Source organism: Pseudomonas sp. FW507-12TSA (assembly GCF_058781435.1).
Genome location: NZ_JBYSWT010000030.1, coordinates 78978 through 96200, shown reverse-complemented (window position 1 = coordinate 96200; position 17223 = coordinate 78978). Strand labels below are relative to the sequence as shown.

Annotated in this window: 16 protein-coding genes; 1 reads left to right on the top strand and 15 read right to left on the bottom strand. The window is 65.0% G+C overall.

Features of this window, described 5'->3' with window-relative positions; translation table 11 throughout:
• The 3 genes from AC3WK8_RS24950 to AC3WK8_RS24940 all read right to left on the bottom strand — a co-directional run.
• Positions 1-763: glycine betaine ABC transporter substrate-binding protein (locus AC3WK8_RS24950; protein ID WP_103326109.1), on the bottom strand; the 763-nt coding region annotated here is incomplete at its 3' end.
• 126 nt (positions 764-889) lie between these two features.
• Entirely contained in the window at positions 890-1096 is a 207-nt protein-coding gene (locus tag AC3WK8_RS24945; RefSeq protein ID WP_022643983.1) for a hypothetical protein, read from the bottom strand.
• Positions 1093-1563, bottom strand: a complete 471-nt coding sequence (locus AC3WK8_RS24940; RefSeq protein ID WP_083456875.1) for a hypothetical protein — start codon at positions 1561-1563, stop codon at positions 1093-1095. Before AC3WK8_RS24940 ends, AC3WK8_RS24945 begins: the two co-directional genes overlap by 4 nt.
• 638 nt (positions 1564-2201) lie before the next feature.
• Between AC3WK8_RS24940 and AC3WK8_RS24935 the strand changes: the two genes are divergently transcribed.
• Positions 2202-2432, top strand: a complete 231-nt coding sequence (locus AC3WK8_RS24935; RefSeq protein ID WP_022643981.1) for a hypothetical protein — start codon at positions 2202-2204, stop codon at positions 2430-2432.
• Between the two features lie 15 nt (positions 2433-2447).
• Here the strand turns inward: AC3WK8_RS24935 and AC3WK8_RS24930 are convergent, their stop codons facing one another.
• From AC3WK8_RS24930 to AC3WK8_RS24875, 12 genes are all read right to left on the bottom strand, one after another.
• Complete coding sequence (locus AC3WK8_RS24930) at positions 2448-2663, bottom strand: hypothetical protein (RefSeq protein ID WP_085599938.1); 216 nt, start codon at positions 2661-2663, stop codon at positions 2448-2450.
• A 124-nt stretch (positions 2664-2787) separates the two neighbouring features.
• Positions 2788-4023 (bottom strand): methyl-accepting chemotaxis protein, encoded by a 1236-nt coding sequence (locus AC3WK8_RS24925; RefSeq protein ID WP_371857928.1) that lies wholly within the window; start codon positions 4021-4023, stop codon positions 2788-2790.
• Between the two features lie 690 nt (positions 4024-4713).
• Positions 4714-5118: a TraR/DksA family transcriptional regulator gene (locus AC3WK8_RS24920; RefSeq protein WP_022643977.1), complete on the bottom strand. Its 405-nt coding sequence runs from the start codon at positions 5116-5118 to the stop codon at positions 4714-4716.
• 353 nt (positions 5119-5471) lie between these two features.
• On the bottom strand, positions 5472-6494 hold the full coding sequence (locus tag AC3WK8_RS24915) for an ABC transporter permease (protein ID WP_178088055.1): 1023 nt from the start codon (positions 6492-6494) through the stop codon (positions 5472-5474).
• Positions 6495-6564: 70 nt separating this feature from the next.
• Entirely contained in the window at positions 6565-8112 is a 1548-nt protein-coding gene (locus AC3WK8_RS24910; protein ID WP_103326107.1) for a sugar ABC transporter ATP-binding protein, read from the bottom strand.
• Positions 8113-8178: 66 nt separating this feature from the next.
• Positions 8179-9105, bottom strand: a complete 927-nt coding sequence (locus tag AC3WK8_RS24905; protein WP_103326106.1) for a sugar ABC transporter substrate-binding protein — start codon at positions 9103-9105, stop codon at positions 8179-8181.
• Positions 9106-9540: 435 nt separating this feature from the next.
• On the bottom strand, positions 9541-10551 hold the full coding sequence (iolG, locus tag AC3WK8_RS24900; protein ID WP_103326104.1) for a bifunctional inositol 2-dehydrogenase/D-chiro-inositol 1-dehydrogenase: 1011 nt from the start codon (positions 10549-10551) through the stop codon (positions 9541-9543).
• A gap of 33 nt (positions 10552-10584) precedes the next feature.
• Positions 10585-12522: a 3D-(3,5/4)-trihydroxycyclohexane-1,2-dione acylhydrolase (decyclizing) gene (gene iolD, locus AC3WK8_RS24895; protein WP_085599928.1), complete on the bottom strand. Its 1938-nt coding sequence runs from the start codon at positions 12520-12522 to the stop codon at positions 10585-10587.
• Between the two features lie 40 nt (positions 12523-12562).
• The gene (locus tag AC3WK8_RS24890; RefSeq protein ID WP_103326103.1) at positions 12563-13384 is read right to left on the bottom strand and encodes a TIM barrel protein; all 822 of its coding nucleotides are present in this window, start codon (positions 13382-13384) and stop codon (positions 12563-12565) included.
• A gap of 30 nt (positions 13385-13414) precedes the next feature.
• Complete coding sequence (gene iolB / locus AC3WK8_RS24885; RefSeq protein ID WP_085599924.1) at positions 13415-14224, bottom strand: 5-deoxy-glucuronate isomerase; 810 nt, start codon at positions 14222-14224, stop codon at positions 13415-13417.
• Positions 14221-15126: a myo-inosose-2 dehydratase gene (iolE, locus tag AC3WK8_RS24880; RefSeq protein ID WP_053130668.1), complete on the bottom strand. Its 906-nt coding sequence runs from the start codon at positions 15124-15126 to the stop codon at positions 14221-14223. The genes iolB and iolE overlap by 4 nt, the downstream gene beginning before the upstream one ends.
• A gap of 68 nt (positions 15127-15194) precedes the next feature.
• Entirely contained in the window at positions 15195-17132 is a 1938-nt protein-coding gene (locus AC3WK8_RS24875) for a bifunctional 5-dehydro-2-deoxygluconokinase/5-dehydro-2-deoxyphosphogluconate aldolase (RefSeq protein WP_103326102.1), read from the bottom strand.
• Positions 17133-17223 lie beyond the last annotated feature (91 nt).

Below are 17223 nucleotides of genomic sequence, written 5' to 3'. Positions count from 1 at the left end.
GACGGGGGTTGGGCTCGGCGGGATCGGTCAGGGTCTTCCAGGCCTGGGCATCGAAGGGCGGCTCCTGCAACTGGACCAGCTTGAAACGCCCCAGCAACGGCGTTGGCGACCAGTAGTAGAACAGCACCGGCTTGCCACGCCGGATCGACGAGCTGATCTCGGCGTCCAGGGCCGCTCCGGAGCCGCTACGAAAGTTCACGTAGCTGTCCTGCAGGCCATAGGCCTTGAGCTTCTGCTTGTTGACGATCTCCGAAGTCCAGCCGATGGGGCTGTTGAGAAAGCGTCCCTTGTCGGGGCTTTCCGGGTCCTTGAACACTTCCTTGTAGCGCTTGAGATCGGAGACGCTACGCAGCTCGGGGGCCAGGGGCTTGATGCCCCGCTGCGGATCGCCCTTGATCACGTATTCGGGAACCCACCACCCCTCGGTGGCGCCCTTGACCGTGTCCCCCAGCGCCACCACCTTGCCCTCGGCCTCGGCCTTGACCCATACCGGGCTGCGCCCTGCCCACTCCTCGCCGATGACCTGGATGTCGTTGTTGGCCAGGGCGGTTTCCAGGGTGATGGTGGTGCCGGGCAAGGTATCGGTGGGCAGGCCATAGCCGCCCTCGACCACCGTGCGCAGGATCTCGGTGATCAGGCTGCCGCTCTCCCAGTTCAGGTCGGCGAAATGGATCGGCTGCGGCGCCGCAGTCGCCGCTGGCGCCGCGCCAAGAGCAGCAAGGGTCAACAGGCTGCTGGCCAGCAGCGCACGTAATCCGTTCATGGCAAGCACCTCTCTAGGTCGAGTCCTGGGCAAGAGGGACAGCGACGCACCAGCGCAAGGCCCCTGAAGCATTAAGTCAACTGACTGTAGTAGAGGTTCCGTGTTTTCAAGCACCCACGGATGGCATCAGGAGTCCGGCGGCTCCTGCAGGCACTGCAATTCGCGGCGCACCATGCTGGCGTAGGCCGCTGGCCGCAGGTTGTAGATCTGCGCGGCCACCCAGCTCAACCAGGCACCTTGCAGGACGGGCTTCTGTGCGAACAGGCGCTGGGCCTCGCTACGCGCAGCGGCCAGATGCTGCTGGTGGAATTCGGCGCGGCTCTGGCTCGTCACTCGCTGGCCTTGAAGCTGATCAGTTCGCCCTTGCGCCACTTGGCGGCCTTGGCGGATATGGCCTTGAGGGTCTTGGTCAGGCCTTCCTGCAACTGCTCGTTGGCGGCGAAAACCATCACCACCGATTGCCCTTCCCTGAACACTATCCCCTGCCCCAGGGGGCTGGCGACGAAGGCGTAGTCGCCCAGGCCATAGACCGTCAGCTTGATCTCGCGAAAGCGGATTTCCATCTTGCCGCCTTCGCGGCTGGGCAATACCGCAGCGCGAAAATGATCTCCCACTTTCAGTTCCAGGCGGGGCTTGTCGTCCACCACCATGGCCGTCTCGGTATCGAGTTCGGCGATGTAGATGCCTTCGGCGGATTGTTCGGTGACATAGACAAAACGAGATTGAAACTGCTTGACCAGCTTTGCGCGCAAATCACCCAAGACAAACAACGCGTGCATTTCAAGATTACTTACTGCCAAGGAAAGGCTCCCCGATACTCAAAATGATGCTGTCCTTAAAAAAACGGGCAGCACAAAAAAACGCCATGACGGCGTACTCACTCCAATCACTCAACCAGAAGTTCATTCAGTTGGACCTGCTACTCCGGCGGCCATGGACACTGGGCAAGGGGAGATTCCACCATTGCATAGGCACATGTCGAAGGCTGGAGAATAGGCTCTGAACCCGAAAAACGTGGCGCCGCGCAGTAGGGAACGAGTGCTGGAACAGGCCTGCTGGCCGCAAACACCCTGGTCAATTCCCGAAATCGGCAGCCACTTCGGGCGGCTAGGGGCAATTCTAGAGCAACTTTGTGTACTTCGACTATGCAAAGCGCAGGTCCATCACCCTTTGCACCAGTCAAGCAAAGACCAGTACCGCACTCCAACCGGTAACGTTATCCCAGGCATGTTACCGGCTGGCGTCATTCCAGTGCGCCGCCTCACTCCTGTCGTGGCATGACTGCTGCCTATACTTGAGCACAGCTCTTTAGGAAAATACTTACAAGCTGATCTGACTCAGGATCCGGTTTGCCCATCCACGCAATACTCGACGCCGGGTCCACCGGCCAGACTCCGTGGGCACCCGAGACTCAACGAGCCAAAGGAGCAGAGAGGAAATGAAAGAGCTGGATATTGGCGAATTCTTCATCCGCGGCCAGTGCCGGGAAGTCAGGGGCGAATACCAGGCCGTGATCGCCCTGCGCACCAAGGTGCCCAAGAGCCGGTTCCACTTCTACCAGGTGGAACGCGACCGCTGGTTCAAGACCTCGGAGGAAGCCGCGGCAGCAGCCCGGGAACAAGCCAGGGCCCTCAAGCAAGCGATCGACCAGGGCGCGCTGGCCCCTTGAGCCAGTGGAGCCGGCCTAGGCCGAGTGCTTGAAACGCTCCCGGTCGGGGGCAAGCCCTGCCAGTTGCTCCTGCCAGGCCAGCTGGCATTCCTCGGCGTCGGCGCGACTGGCGAACGCGGTACCCCGTTGTTCGCCATTGACCAGCACCACCCAGCACACCTTGCGCCCCAGTGCTTGCAACGAGCCGGGCACGCCGCTGCCTATCATCACCGCTACATCGACCTTGTACATGGCTATCCCCGCGGAAATAGTTAGCAACCTAACGATATAGGCATGCTAAATGATTTCCGTCTCTGGACAACAGCCGGTTATTGCACATCAGCATTACGCCAACGGTAACAATCGCCGCTCGCCATCAGGTCCGTCGGGATGGCGCCTGCTCGGGTTTGTAGCCCAGGCGCAGGCCGCCCCAGTGGCGTCCCTGGACCATGATCGGCACCGAAAGATCGTGCATCAGCTCGCCGGTATCACGGGTGTAGGTCTGCAACAACAGCGGCTGCTGATGGCTGCCGCAGCGAATACCGGTGCGATCGGCGAACTTGCGCTTGCTGCGGTTGTGCAGGTTGTCCACCTGGGGATCGCCGGTCAAGGGTTGGGAAAACGCCTGGTTATGGGTCGGCACGTAGCCTTCCTGGGTACAGGCGATGGCGAACACCAGGCCGTCATGGCGTGGCAGCAAGGACTCCTGGATCGCTGGCAGCACCTGGTCGGTATAGCGATCGAAGCGGGTGTGATACCTGCTTGGCTCGGTGTTGGGAATCAACTGGTAATTGCGGTCGAACAGCTCGTCGAGGCTGATGCGCTGGGCCGCGAGGTCGGCCTCGAACTGCTCGGCGATGCGTCGCGCGCCTTCGCGGGCCAGGTCGTAGATGCGCTGGTGATATTCATCCAGGCCCACCGCGGCCAGGCGCTCGCTGATGGTTTCCGCCTGCCCTTCCATTTGCACCGCCGCCTCGGCAAGGCTGCGGGTCTGCTGGTCACTGACCGCCAGGTCGCTGCGCATCTGCTCCACCGCGTGGAACAGGCTATCCAACTGTTCGCGATTGGTCTCGGCGCCCCGGGCGATCTCGCTGACCTGCTCCTCGACCCCGGCCGCCAGGCGGGCGATGTTGTCCAGGTGGCGACCGGTATGCTCCACCTGCTCGACCCCAAGATTCAGGTCATCGGACAACTGGCGGATCTGTTCCACTACATCACCGGTGCGCTGCTGGATATCGGCCACCATCACCCCGACCTCATCGGTGGCCACCGCCGTGCGCCCGGCCAGTCCGCGCACCTCGTCGGCGACCACGGCGAAACCGCGGCCATGCTCGCCGGCCCGGGCCGCCTCGATGGCGGCATTGAGGGCCAGCAGGTTGGTCTGGCTGGCAATGGACTGGATCACCAGGGCCACGCGCTGGATCTCCTCGCTGCGCTGGCTGAGGGCCTCGATCGACTCACGGCTGTCGTTGGCGCGCTGGCTCAGAAGGTGCATGCGGTTGATGGACTCGCCCAGCACCGTGCGCCCTTCGGCACTGCTGGCATGGGCTTCGCTGGCGGCTCCCAGCGCTTGGCGGCTGAGCTGCGAGGTGACCTGCTCGGTCTTGATCATCACCTCGGCGTTGCCGACGATACGCACCGCTGCATCCAGCTGGGATTGCAGCTTGTCGGCCAAGCGGGTTACCGAATAGGCCACGCCAGCGGCGGACAATGCATTGTGGGAAGTGCTGTAGGACAGATCGCGGGTCAGCGCCGACATTTCGCCATCGCTGGCCGCCAGCACCGCCCCCGTCACCTTGCGGCTACGCAGCCGGGGCAACCAGATCACCACCACCGCCAGCGGCAGGCACAGGTACAGCGGCCAGTCGCCCAGGGCCTGGCCGGCCAACAGCGCCATCAGGGCCGCACTCTGTAGCGCCGGAGCCCACCAACGGGCAGGTTCGGGAGTTGCCAGCGCCTGCGCCACAGGCACCGCGAGAGATCCATCTCTTGACATGTTGCTCACCCCATATCGTTCTAATTGTTTTGCCGCATTAAACGCCACTATAACGCCATGATCCATGGTCCCTTAGTCGGAACAGGCACAGCGGCAAGCTTGCAGCCTCAAGCGGCAAGAAGCGCGTGCGGGGCATTATTCAGGCTCTGGCGGGATGGGTATTGCAACAGATCAAGGGAACGGTGGCCGTGGCGCGGCTCCCGAAGGGAAGGCAATTGTAGCGAGGGGTTTGCACTCCAGGGACGCAGCGCCGGCTAGGCTGCGCCCCTGAAGGCATCAATGCACTTGAAACACTTGCAGCGGCTGTCAGGCCTGGCGCTGGTGCTTGTCGATCTGCTCGTGACGCTCTTGGGCTTCGATGCAGTACTTGGTGGTAGGACTGATCAGCAGGCGCTTGAGGCCGATCGGCTCGCCGCTGTCGTCGCACCAGCCGAAGCTGTCGTCACTGATCCGGCCCAGGGCCTGCTCCAGCTGCGGCAACATGCGCTGGTCGCGATCGATGGCATTGACCAACCAGGTGCGCTCTTCTTCGACGGAAGCGGCGTCGGCCGGGTCAGCCGGGGTATCCAGGCTTTCAATGGCGATCCGGTTCTGCTCGATGCGCTCGTGGGTTTCCACCTTCATGGCTTGCAACAGCTCAGTGAAAAAAGCGTGTTGCTCGGCATTCATGTAGTCATCCGCCGGCATGGCCAGCAACTTTTCCTTGGTCATTGATTTCTCTATAAAAAATACGTGCATTAAGGCGAATTCAAACTGTTTCCGGTTGACCTTCAAGGTCATCAGAAAGGCGCCATACCTTCCAAGCGCCACCCGGCACTCAATTTACGAGGGGCGGCAGTCTAAGGCCGGTTTGAGGGCTCAGCAACTGAAATGACAGCGAATCTGTCCGACAAACCGCACAAAGCCCGCAATTGCGGGCTTTGGGGCTGGTGATCGGAGTGCTTTTATAACAAAAAATTCCATGCGCGCAGGTCTTTTAGAAGACAAACGGCAGTACCGGACAGCGGATTTGGCCATTTTTGCGACAGATTACCGCCCTGCCCGTCCGCCTCCAGGCATCGACATCAGCGTTTGAGCTTGCGTTTGTTGCGGTACTGGTCGATGACCACCGCCACCACGATGATCAACCCCTTGATGATGTCCTGGATGTAGGCATCGATACCGACGAAAGTGAAACCGCTGGCCATCACCCCCAGGATCAGCGCGCCGATCACCGTGCCGGTGATGCGTCCCACGCCTCCGGCCAGGCTGGTGCCGCCGATCACTGCAGCGGCGATGGCATCCAGTTCGTAGGACATGCCCATCCCCGCCTGCCCGGTGGCGGCCCGCGCCGAGGCCACCACCCCGGCCAACCCGGCCAGCAACCCGGCGATGCTGTAGACGATCACCAGGTGGCGCTTGACGTTGATCCCCGACGTGCGTGCCGCCTGCATGTTGCCGCCGATGGCGTAGGTGTACTTGCCATAACGGGTGTAGCGCAGGGCGACATGGAAAATCACCGCCACCACCAGGAAGATCACCACAGGCATCGCCCCATGGCCAATGGCAGTGTAGGAATCGGACAGCATGCTCACCGGCTGGCCCTGGGTGTAGTAGCGCGCCAGGCCACGGGCCGAGACCATCATTCCCAGGGTGGCGATAAAGGGCGGGATGCCACTGAGGGCGATGATGCTGCCGTTGATCGCCCCCGCCAGCAGGCCGACTCCCAGCCCCGCCAGTACCGGGATCCATACCGGCAGATCGGTCAACCCGGGGAACACCGCGCGGCTGAAGTCGGAAGTCTGCGCCAGGCTGGCGGCGATCATCGCCGACAAGGCCAGCACCGAGCCCGAGGACAGGTCGATGCCGGTGGTGATGATCACCTGGGTCACGCCGATGGCCAGCAGGCCAATGACCGAGACCTGGAGGATCATCAGCACCAGGCGCTGGGAATTGAGCAAGAAGCTCTGCTCGCGGACCACCCAGCCGGACAGCTCGAACACCAGGGCGATGCCGATCAGCACCAGGAAGATACTCAGTTCGGTCGGCAGGCGCCGACGGCTCTTGGCCGGTGCCAGGGCCGGTTTGTTTTCCAGTATTGCGTTCATCACCGTCCACCTTGATCAGGGGCGGCGCCATTGCAGGCGGCCGGCCCAGGTTGAATGTCGTGTGTCGCCGCTAGTGTTCCAGGGCCAGGCCCGAGGCCAGCTGCATCACCCGCTCCTGGCTCGCTTCGCTGCGGTCCAGGGTGCCCATCAGTTGCCCCTCGTGCATGACCAGCACCCGGTCGCTCATGCCCAGGACCTCGGGCAGCTCCGAGGAGATCATCAGCACCGCCATGCCTTCGCCGGCGAGTGTGGCGATCAGGCGATAGATCTCGGCCTTGGCCCCGACATCGATGCCTCGGGTCGGCTCGTCGAGGATCAGGATCCGTGGCCGGGTCATCAGCCAGCGGGCCAACAGGGCCTTTTGCTGGTTGCCGCCAGACAGGGTGTCGATGCACTGCTCCAGCGACGGGGTCTTGACCCGCAACTGGCGACACATGTCCTCGCACAGCGCGCGCAGGGCCTTGTGCTTGACGAAACCCGCCCCGGCATAGTGCTTGAGCACCGCCACTTCCATGTTCTCCAGCACCGAGAGGCAGGGGAACAAACCACTGAGCTTGCGATCTTCGGTGAGCAGCGCCAGGCCCTGGCTGATGGCCACGTGGGGCTCGCCAATGCGCAACACCTGGCCATCGAGGATGATCTGCCCGCCATCGGCCGGGGTGATGCCGAACAGGGTCTCGGCCACGTTGGTCCGCCCCGAGCCCATCAGCCCGGCGATACCGAGGATCTCGCCGGCATGCAGGTCGAACGACACCCCCTCGAACACCCCGTCCAGGCGCAGGTCGCACACCTGCAGCAAGCGCTCGCCGATGGGCTGGTCACGCGTGGGAAACAGCTGGCTCAACTCGCGCCCGACCATCATCGAGATCAGGCTGTCGCCGTCCAGGTTCTCGGCCCGTTGCAGGCCGATGTAGGTGCCATCGCGAAACACCGCCACCTCATCGGCGATGGCGAACACTTCGTTCATCTTGTGGGTGATGTAGATGATGCCCTTACCCTGGGCCTTGAGGTCGGCGATGATCGAGAACAGATGCGCCACCTCCTTGTCGGTAATGGCCGAAGTCGGCTCATCCATGATCAGCACATCGGAGTCATAGGACACCGCCTTGGCGATCTCCACCATCTGCCGCTCGGCGATGCTCAGGTGGCCCACCTGCTCCTGGGGATCGAGCTCGATGCGCAGGCGCGCCAACAGCGCGGCGGTGGCGCGATGCATCGCCCGATGATCGACCAGGCCCAGCCGGCCCAGCGGCTCGCGGCCGATCCAGATGTTCTCGGCAACGCTCATGTGCGGCATCAGGTTGAGCTCCTGGTGGATCATCGCGATCCCCGCCTCCAGGGCCGCTAGTGGCGAGGCGAAGCTCACTGGCCGGCCCTTGAGGCGCAACTCGCCGGCATCGGGCTGGTAGATCCCGGCGATGATCTTCATCAGGGTCGACTTGCCGGCGCCGTTCTCCCCCATCAACGCCAGCACGGTGCCGGGACGCACCCGCAGCTGCACCTCGGACAGGGCCACCACCCCGGGAAAGCCCTTGCTGACATTGATCACCTCCAGCAGGTAAGGCTCGATGACGGGGGTGATCCCGGCCGGATTCGAAACGGACGCACAGGCGTTCATGCTCAGTTACTCCCGCCGCCAGGCACCCAGGGCACCCGGTCGGCTTGCTCGGTGAATGAGGCCCGGCTACTTGAACTGGGCGACGTTGTCCGGGGTGATCAACCGATACGGGATCCACACCGCAGCCTCCACCGGCTGCTGCTTGATCATCTTCATCGCGGTCTCCACCGAACCTTCGGCCTGGCCCTTGGCGTCCTGGAATACCGACATCGCCAGCTCGCCGCGCTGCACCGCGCGCAGCCCGTCGGGGGTACCGTCGACCCCGGCGATCAGCACGCTGCCGCGTTCCACCCCGGCCTGGTTCAAGGCCATGGCGGCGCCGATGGCCATCTCGTCGTTGTTGGCCACCACGGCGTTGAACTCGCGGCCCTGGGTCAGCCAGTCATTGACCAGGGTCATGCCGCGGTCGCGCAGCCAGACCCCGGTCTGCTCCTGGTCGATCCGGATGCCCGGGTACTTGGCCAGCACCTCCTTGACGCCCTTGGTGCGATTGGCCGTGGAGTTGTTGGCCAGGTCCCCCAGCAGGATCACCACGCTGCCCTTGCCACCCATCTTGTCCGCCAGGTACTGCATCTGCATCCGCCCGGCCTCCAGGTCGTCGGAGGCCACGGTGACCACCCCCTTGGGCAGGGCCAGGTCATCCGGGCGACGGTTGACGTAGACCAGCGGGATCCCGGCCTTGACCGCCGCCTCGGTGATCTTGCGAGTGGCGGCGGTATCCACCGGGTTGACCACGATGGCGTCGACCTTCTGGCTGACGAAGCTTTCGACCTGGCTCAACTGCTTGACCACGTCGCTGCGGGCGTCCTCGAACTGCAACTGCACGCCCTCGGGCATGGACTTGGCCTTCTGGTCCATGGACTCGCGCAAGTAGGTCAGCCAGGTGTCGTCGAACTGCGACATGCTCACGCCGATCCGCACCTGGGCCTGGGCCACGCCGCTGGACAGCAGCAAGGCCAGGGCCAGGGAAACCACTCGGGTCTGGATATTCATCAAGGGTGCTCTCCACGTTGTTGTCGGTTGGCGGCTCGGGCACCGCCGCGGCTCAGGCGCGTGAATACAGGACCGGGGCGCCGGGCATGCAGCCCAGCAGCGAACCTTGGTGTTCGACACACAGGCAACCCAGCAGCGACAGCAAGCGGGAGGACCAGGGAGTGCGAGGCATCTCGCAAGAAGGAATTGCACCTGCCCGGGAGGGCAATGGCGTGGCAGAGCGAGGGATCTTCATCGACGGCACCTGTGTTGTTTTTGTTGGATGGCTGTCCAGGGCACCAGGCAAAACCTGAGGACCCCGGCAGCCTGGGTAGTCGGCAACCTGGAAATGACTCTATTGGAAAATATTTTCTATATCAACTCATTTTAGAATTTTGTTGCAGACGCTATTCAATCCCCATTCAAGGGCCTGCCCAGGGCCCTGGCCCGGGCCTCTCAGCCATAGAATGCGGGGCGCGGCGGCAAGTGCACCGGCACGATGGCCCCGCCCTGCTGGGCCTGGATGCAAGCGTCGGCAGCCACCGCCGCCGCCAGGCCGTCCCAGGCCGAGGGGCCTCCCACCTGCCCTGCCGCCACGGCATCGATGAAGGCTTGCAGCTCGACGTCATAGGCGGCGATGAAGCGCTCCTTCCAGTCCATGAGGATGGCGCTGGACAGGTTGGCGGCGCTGCGCAGTTGCACCTGGGGCGGCTCGGGCAGGCGCGCGATACCGCTCTCGCCCACCACCTCGCACTGGATGTCGTAGCCGTATTGGCAGTTGACGAAAATCTCCACATCGATCCGCACCCCACGGGCGGTCTCCAGCAGGACGATCTGCGGGTCGCGCAGTTGCCCATGGGCCTTGCTCGAAACCCGGGGGAACAGCACCTGCACCGAGACGTAGTCGTCGTCCAGCAACCAGCGCAGCACGTCCAGTTCGTGGATCAGGGTGTCGGTAATGGCCATGTCGGTCTTGTAGTTCGGCCCTACCCGCGGATTGCGGTGGGCGCAGTGCAGCATCAGCGGCGTGCCGATCCGACCGCTGTCGACCACGGCCTTCAGCGCCTGGTAGCCAGCGTCATAAGGGCGCATGAAGCCCACCTGGACCAGGCGCTTGCCGTGGGCCAGCTCGGCCTCGACGATGCGCCGGCAGCCTTCGGCGGTCACCGCCAGGGGTTTCTCGCAGAACACCGGCTTGCCGGCGGCGATGGCCGCCAGCACGAACTCCTCGTGGCTGGGGCCCCAGGACGTGACCAGCACCGCCTGCACCTGCGGCGAGCGGATCAAGGCATGGCCGTCTGCATGGACTTCAGCCTGCAATTGCAGGTCGTCGACCACCCGCGCCGCCTGTTGCCGATCGATGTCGGTCACGGCCACGACCCGGCTGCCCTGCAGGGTCTGGCTGCAACGCCGGATGTGATCCTGGCCGATGGCCCCGGTCCCGATAACGCCTAGCTGCAAAGACATGGATGTACTCCTGTGGTTGTTCGTGGCAAAGGATCAATACTGGCGAGCCCTGGCCAGTTCGGCGGCAATGGCCCGGGACGCGGCGGCAACCCGCTCGCTGTCAGAGACTTGGGCCACCCCCACATGCCACCAGGACTGGTAGCCATGGAGCATGGTCTTGGGCAGGACCTTGATGTCGATCAGGGTCGAGACCGTCTGCCGGCGGGCATCCGCCAGGGCCGCCTGCAACTGCTCGAGGCTGGTGACCCGGTAGGTCTTGCAACCGTAGGCCGCGGCGCTCATGGCGTAGTCCACCGGGATCAGGCCGCCGTCGAGCCGGCCCGTGAGCGGGTCGCGATAGCGAAATTCAGTGGCGAAGCTGTCCTGGCCCTGGCCCAGTTGCAGGTTGTTGATGCAACCGAAGGCCATGTTGTCCAGCAATACCAGGTTGATCTTGCGCCGCTCCTGGAGCGAGGTGACCAGCTCCGAATGCAGCATCAGGTAGGAGCCGTCCCCCAGCAGCGCATAGACCTCGCGCCCAGGCTCGGCGAGCTTGACCCCCAGGGCCGCGCCGACCTCGTAGCCCATGCACGAATAGCCGTACTCCACGTGGTAGCTGTTGAGCCCCTTGCTGGCCCAGCTGCGCTGCAAGTCGCCGGGCAGGCTGCCGGCGGCGGCGACGATCACCGCGTCTTCGTCCAGCACCTGGTTGAGCACGCCCAGGACCTGGCTCTGGGTCAGGCAGGAGCCGGTGAGCTCGATGAACTCGCGCAGCACCGCCGGGTCCAGTGAGTCGTCGACCTCGGGCACGAAGGCCTGCGCCGAATACTGCACGCCATGCAGGCGCTGCACCTCGGCCGCCAGCTGCGCCTTGGCCGTCGCCACCTGCTCGCCCCAGCCGGCGCGATAGTCACGCTCCACCAGGACCTGCGACAGGCCCTGCAAGCCGGCGCGGGCATCGGCCAACAGTTGCACGCCATCGAGCTTCAGGGCGTCGCCGGGGTTGACGTTGAGATTGAGGAACTGCACCTGCGGATGCTGGAACAGCCATTTCGAGGACGTGGTGAAATCGCTGTAGCGCGTCCCCACGCCGATGATCAGGTCGGCCTCCCGGGCCAACAGGTTGGCCGCCAGGCAGCCGGTCTCGCCAATGCCGCCGACGTTCAGCGGATGGCTCGAGAGCAGCGCGCTCTTGCCCGCCTGGGTCTCGGCCACGGGAATCGCGAAACGCTCGGCGAACGCCTGCAGCGCCTCGCCGGCGGCGGAGTACTTGACCCCGCCACCGCAGATGATCAGCGGCCGGCGCTTGCCCAGCAGCAGCGCCGTGGCATCGGCCAGCATGGCCGCGGTGGGCAGGCGCCGATCGATACGGTGGACCCGGCGGGCGAAGAACGCCTCGGGATAGTCGTAGGCCTCGGCCTGTACGTCCTGGGGCAGCGCCAGGGTCACCGCGCCAGTTTCCGCCGGGTCGGTCAGCACCCGCATGGCCTGCAATGCGGCACTCATCAATTGTTCCGGACGGTTGATCCGGTCCCAGTACTTGCTCACGGCCTTGAAGGCATCGTTGGTGCTGATGCCCAGGTCATGGAACTGCTCGATCTGCTGCAACACCGGGTCCGGCTGGCGGCTGGCGAACACATCGCCGGGCAACAGCAGCAAGGGGATGCGATTGGCCGTGGCGGTGGCGGCCGCGGTCAGCATGTTCGCCGCACCAGGCCCCACCGAGGCGGTACAGGCATAGACCTGCCGACGCAGGCGCTGCTTGGCGAAACCGATGGCCGCGTGGGCCATGCCCTGCTCGTTGCGCCCCTGATGCACCTGCAGGCCACCCGGGTCCTGCTGCAGGGCCTGGCCGATGCCCAGCACGTTGCCGTGGCCGAAGATGGTGAAGACTCCGGCGACGAAGCGGCTCTGTTGTCCATCCACCTCGACGTACTGGTTGTCGAGGAACTTCACCAGGGCCTGGGCCATGGTCAGGCGTAGCGTGCTCATTTCAGCTCCTTGCAAGGTATAGGGACGTCGCGCCGGGCACTCATTCCAGGGCCCGGCGCAGATGGTCGATGCTGGCGCCCAGGGCCTGGCGGACATCCACCAGGCCATGGACGCAGGCGGCGAAAGGCTCGAACGACAGGTAGCCGGTGTAGCCCTGGTGCAACAGCGCCTTGAGTTGCGCCACGTTGCCGAGCCGATCCGCCGCGCCCACCAGCACCCGATGGCCATCGCGCAACAGGCCCAGGGGCGCCTGCGCATCCTCGACCCCAGAGATATGCACCAGGCCGGTCAGTTCGGCGAACAGCTCCTGCTCTCCAGCCAGGCGGTGATGGAAGGTGTCGTGCAGCAGGCGCAGGACATCCAGGCTGGCGGTATCGCGGACCGCCTCCAGCGCCAGGCGCTTGCTGCGCAAGGCGCTCTCCTGAAAACCCAGGGGCTCGATGAAGCCGTACAGGCCATGCCGGCGCAGTACCGGGGCGATTCCCTCGAGGGCACTGCGCAGCGCCAATGCCCGCTGCGCGGCATCGCGCGGGTCCCCGGCCTCATTCAGCGGACACAGCACCAACCCCCTGGCACCGCAGGCCACGGCATACTCGGCCAATTGCCGCAGTTGCCGCTCGCGCTCCGGGTTCCAGACATCGAAGGGGTACAGCGCATTGATCGACAGCACCCGCACGCCACGGCTCGCGCACAGCTCGCGAACCCGCTCCGGCGGCGTGCCATCGGTGATTTCCACGCCCGGCAGGTCGTTGCGCAACTCGATGGCATCGATCCGCAACTCCAGCGCCAGGTCGAGGAATTCCACCAGCGACAAGCTCGGCGCGACCATCCGGTTCAAGGCAAAACGCAAGGGCCGGGGCATGTGGCTGACTCTCCCTATGGCGTGGCGCTCTCAGAGATCGAGCAGCCAGCTGTGCTGCGGATCGTTGTGGAATTGCCAGGCGCGTTTCGGCCCGGCCATGACATTCAGGTAGTAGGACTGGTAGCCGTACGGCACGCACACCGGGTGATAGCCCTCGGGGACCACCACCAGGTCGTGGTGCTCCACGGCCATGGCTTCGTCCAGTCGTCGATCGTCGGTGTACACCCGCTGGAACACGAAGCCCTGGGGCGGGTCGACCTGGTGGTAGTAGGTCTCTTCGAGAAAGCTCTGGTGCGGCAGGTCGTCGGTATCGTGCTTGTGGGGCGGGTAGCTGGAGGAATGCCCGGATGGCGTGCGCACCTCCACCACCAGCAGCGAATGCGCAGGCTCGCTGGCCGGCAGGATGTCGCAGACATAACGGGTATTGGCGCCCTTGCCCCGTACGCTGCGCGCGCACTGCTGCGGGCGGATCAGCCGCGGCGCCAGCCCGGCCTCGCGGCAACCGGGGGCTGCGCAGACCGCCAGCTGCACCGGGTCCAGCGCGGTGATCCGGGCCTGGCAGCCCGGCGGCAGGTAGACGGCGAACGGCGCCAGGTCCTCGAACACCGATTGGCGCTCGCCGATCCCCTCCCAACGGAACGCACCATGCCCCGGTGCCTCGCCCTCGACCCGCACATGCCCGGCCAGCAACACCAGGCATAGCTCGCGTTCACCGGCACTGACCGGCAGGCTTTCGTCCGGGCCCAGGCGGTAGGCGGCGAAACCCACGTACTGCAAACGGCCTTCCTCAAGTCGCACCAGCTCCTGGCCCGCGCTCGTGCCCTTGACCAGCAGGCTCATCGAGCAGCCCTCCCGTGCCCGGCACTGGCCAGCAAGGCGCGCAGGGTGTCATAGCCTTTGCGGGCATAGACCTCGCTGGGGGCCACCGCCGGGTCCTGCTCGGCCTCCACCACCAGCCAGCCCTGGTAACCAGCGCCCAGCAACACCTGCAGCAACGCGGCAAAATCCAGGTCGCCATCACCGGGCACGGTAAAGGTGCCGTTGACGATACAGTCGGGAAAACTCCAGAGCTGGTTGCGCGCCAACTGCACCACCGGCTTGCGCACATCCTTGAAATGCACATGGCAGACCCGCCCGACATGCCGGCGCAACACTTCCAGGGGCTCGCCACCGCCCATGTAGCAATGCCCGGAGTCGAACAGCAGGCCCACCTCGGGGCCGCTGCGGCGCATCAGTTGGTCGATGTCCTGCGGCGATTCGACGTAGGCGCCCATATGGTGGTGATAGGCCAGGCGCACGCCCTGGGAGAGGGTGAAACGGGCCAGCTCGGTGAGCTTGTCGGCATATTCCTGCCAGGCCTGTTCGGCGTGAAAGCGCGGGCGCTCCACCAGGGCGATGGGTTGGCCCTGGATCGAGTCGGCCACCTCGCCATAGACCAGCACCGTGGCGCCATTGTGCGCCAGCAACTGCACGTGGGCGGCGATGGCTTCGATCTCCTCGGCCACCGAGCGCCGCGCCAGCTGGCCGCTGTACCAGCCGGAAACCAGCGCCAGCTCGTAGGGCCGCAGCACCTCGGCCACCCCCTGGGCATCCCTGGGGAACTTGCCGTTGAGCTCGAAGCCCTCGTAGCCGATGGCCTTGCCTTCGGCCAGCGCCGTGTCCAGGGGCGTCTCGCCCCCCAGGGACGGCAGGTCGTCATTGCTCCAGGAAATCGGGTTGATGCCAATTCGGATCGCGGGCATGGCTGCACCTTTTATTGTTGTTCGGATCGCACTCTAAAAAACCGCCTTGCCACCAAGGCCTGGGGCGTTCACGGGCGGGCGCTGCGCCAGGCCTCGATCAACTGGACGAACGTGCCCTGTACTTGCTTGATCAGCTGCTGGTCGTCGATCTCCCCTGCCAACCAGGCACGGCTGGGCTCCTGGAAGATCGTGCGACCCACGGCGAAGCCCCGGCAACTGCTGCTGCCGGCAGCCTGGCGAAAGCCCTCGGCCAGGGCCTGGGGCGAGGCGTTGAGCCCCAGCAATACCACCCCGCGGCAGTAGGGATCACGCTCCTGGATCAACTGGTCCAGGCGCTGCCACTGCTCGCGATCCTGGGCCTCGATCTTCCACCAGGCCGGGTAGATGCCCAGGTTGTAGAGGCGCTTGATGGCCCGGTACAGCACCTCGGGATGGGCCCCGGGCAAGTCCTTGGGCGGGATGACCTCCAGCAGCAACTCATGGCCGCTGGCCTGGGACGCCTGGTACAGGGCGCGGATCTGCGCCTCCTGCTCCAGGCGCAGCATGGGTTCGTCATCGGGATGAAATTGCACCAGGCACTTGATGATCTGCTCCTGAGGCCAGGCAATCAGGTTGCTGCCAATGGCCCGGCCCTGCTCGAACACCAGGGGCCGCGAACCCTGCAGTTCCACCGGGCGTGCCACCCACCAGCCACGACCGGTGGCGGCGTTCAATGCATCCTGGCCGAAGCGCTGGTCCGCCAACACGCCGACATCAGCCTCGACGCCTTCGCGTCGCAGGCCGGCCTCGACCCGCTGCACCGCCTCGACGAACAGCAGCTTGAGTTGCTCGATGACCTTGAGCTCGCGCCCACCCTGGCGGGCCAGCTCCACCAGTTGCCCGCGATGATCGAAGGCGAAGATGAACAGCGGCCGCCACGCCTTGCGCGGCACGCTGACCTGGTGCAGGCGCCGCAGGGTCGGGTCTTGGTCCGGACGGGTGATGGGCCGCGGGCTGCCGAACAGGTAGTCGAGCTCGGCACGGGTCGGCATCGCCGGGGCACAGGCATGGCGCGAGACCACCAGGGCGCCGCAGGCATTGGCCAGTTGGCAGCAGCGCTCATCGTCCGCCCCCTCCAGCCAGCCACTGAGAAAGCCGGACATGAACGCATCGCCGGCGCCCAGCACGTTCAGCACCTCGACCTGCACGCCCTGGTGCACCTGCAACGCCTCCAGATGGCCGGGAATGGCCCCATGGATCACCGTGCAGCCCCTGGGCCCGAGCTTGACCACCAGGGTCGCGGCCGTGAGCTCGCGCACCCGGCGCAGGGCCGCCAGCAAATCCGGCTCGCCCCCGGCGATCAGGAACTCCTCCTCGGTGCCGACGATCAGTTCGAAGCGCGGCAGGATGCCCTGCACATGCTGGCTGACCTGGCGGTCGGCGACGAAGCGGGTCTGGCCATCGGCCTTGGCCGCCAGGCCCCAGAGCACCGGCCGATAGTCGATGTCCAGCACTCGCCGCACCCCGTGGCGCTGGGCATAGTCGAGGGCCTGGATGCTGGCCCGGTAGACCTGGTCGCTGGAAAAATGCGTGCCGGTGATCAGCAGCGCCTTGCTGGAGGCGATGAAGGCCTCGTCGATGTCCTCGGCGGCCAGGGCCATGTCGGCGCAGTTCTCGCGATAGAACACCAGGGGAAAACTCTCGCGGTCCTTGAGGCCCAGCAGGACCAGGGCCGTCAGGCGCTCGGGATCGACCCGCACGGCGCGGGTGTCGCAGCCTTCGCGCTGCAACGACTCCAGCAGGAAGCGCCCCATGTGGTCGTCGCCGACCCGGGTCAGCATCGCCGACTTCAGGCCCAGGCGCGCGGTACCGAAAGCGATGTTGGCGGACGAGCCGCCAAGGTACTTGGCAAAACTGGCGACATCTTCCAGGCGGGCCCCCACTTGCTGCGCATAGAGGTCGACGCCCAGGCGTCCGAGGCAGATCAGATCCAATTGACGCCCACTGGCAAAGCGGTCCTGGCCCATGCTGGCTCCTGTTATTGTTATCAGCCGCTGCCTGCCGCCGGTTCCTCGGCAAGCACTCTTGATGGGTGCAGACTAGAACGGCTTTCACTGC